General features: G+C 67.1%; 2 protein-coding genes. Both read right to left on the bottom strand.

What is annotated here, in order from left to right; genetic code table 11:
- Nucleotides 1-243 precede the first annotated feature (243 nt).
- Nucleotides 244-939 (bottom strand): type 1 glutamine amidotransferase domain-containing protein, encoded by a 696-nt coding sequence (locus BZY54_RS48205; protein ID WP_208641005.1) that lies wholly within the window; start codon nucleotides 937-939, stop codon nucleotides 244-246.
- A gap of 301 nt (nucleotides 940-1240) precedes the next feature.
- Nucleotides 1241-1520 (bottom strand): NAD(P)/FAD-dependent oxidoreductase (locus BZY54_RS54475; RefSeq protein ID WP_425276399.1); only part of this gene is annotated, 280 nt, incomplete at its 5' end.

The following is a 1520-nucleotide window of genomic DNA, read 5'->3' as shown; positions in this document are numbered from 1 at the left end:
GGGCCGCGGCACTCTTCTCCGACGAGAAGCCGTCTCTGCCGCCGTCCACACTGAGCGGTTCGTCCCCCGGCAACCACGCGGGACGGGAGGAGCCGCGCGGCCGGTGACCACGACGGGACGGTGCGGCTCTTGGGCGGCCTGACTGCCTTGGAGGAGTCGAGCGTGCCGCACGCCTGTGTCAGCCGTCGGAATGTGTCACCGAAGCCCTCGGTCGGAGCCGACCGCGCGCCGAGCCAAGCTCGCTCACTTGAGGATCTCCAGCAGCCTGTCTGCCAGAATCCCGGCTGAATGGGGGTTCTGCCCGGTGATGAGGTTGCGGTCTTCCACCATGTACGGCTCCCAGATCGGACCACGGCTGAAGTCGACGCCGACCTTTTCCTTCAGCTCGGTCTCCAGCAGCCACGTTGCCCTGGGGGCCAGTCCGACAGCCTCCTCCTCCTCGTTGGTGAAACACGTGACTCTGTAACCCTTGAACGGTGATTCGCCGTGGATCCGGGTGGCCAGCATCGCGGAGGGGGCGTGGCACACGATCGCGAGTGGCTTGTCCGAGGCGAGCTGTGCTGTCAGCAGCCGACCGGCGTCGGCGTCGAAGGCCAGGTCCGCCATTGGACCGTGGCCGCCGGGCAGGTACACCGTGTCGTAATCCTCGAGGCGAACGTCCGATAGTTTCAGGGGGCGCCGCATTGCCTCCGCGGAGCGGATGATGGCCTCCAGTTCGAGGGCCCCGTCTTCACCGCCCGCCATCGAGGGGCGCAGACTCATCATGTCGACATTCGGGATCACGCCCTCGGGTGTCGCCACCACGACCTCGTGGCCGGCTTCCGTGATCTTCTTGTACGGCATTGCGAATTCTTCGGCCCAATAGCCGGTCGCGTACCTGGTGCCGTCCTTGAGCACCCAGTACGTCGCCCCAGTCACTACGAAGAGTACTTTCGCCATCACATTCCGCCTCCTCGTCTCTGCCTGAGTTGTCGCGGAATTCCCCCCATTGCAGCCTAAACGGCTGTCCCGCAACTGCCCGGTCAGGACAGAGCTGATCTCGCAGGGGCTGCTGTGATCACGGCGCCGGAACCATCGTGGACAGCCCGCTCATCGGGCCGGCTGCCGACCACCGCTGCCCACGGGGCCTGTGATATCCGTAATCGACGCCCCCGGCGCCTCTACACACTGGCCGCAGCTCCTTTGGCGCTGTTGCAGTACTTTTCGGGGGCGCGGACCTCCTTGCGGCAGCGTACGCGCCTTATTCCAGGACGTTCACCGCTGCGGCGAAGAGGTGGGGAAGGCGGGCGGCGGCGGGCGTGATACGGGAACCGAGCGCGGGCTGCTGACGGGCGCGTACCAGAAGCTGCGTCAGGAACCGGTGGCGGCGGGTCGCCCGGTTCCAGTCGGTCTCGTAGCGGCCGGGCGTACCTCGGCGCACGTTGCGGACCAGGGCTTCGGCACCGGCGAGAGCCAGGAAGACGCCTTCGCCGGTCAGCGCGTCGATGTAGCCTGCGGCGTCGCCGACGAGGAGCACCCGC

The sequence above is a fragment of the Streptomyces carpinensis genome (assembly GCF_002154505.1).
GTDB lineage: Bacteria > Actinomycetota > Actinomycetes > Streptomycetales > Streptomycetaceae > Streptomyces > Streptomyces carpinensis.
Note: the sequence above shows the minus strand (reverse complement) of the source record. Positions and strands in the feature narration are given on the sequence as shown.

Bases quoted from the DNA above. Each gene is read 5' to 3' on its own strand.
- BZY54_RS48205 (WP_208641005.1), bottom strand. From the start codon at position 939: ATGGCGAAAGTACTCTTCGTAGTGACTGGGGCGACGTACTGGGTGCTC.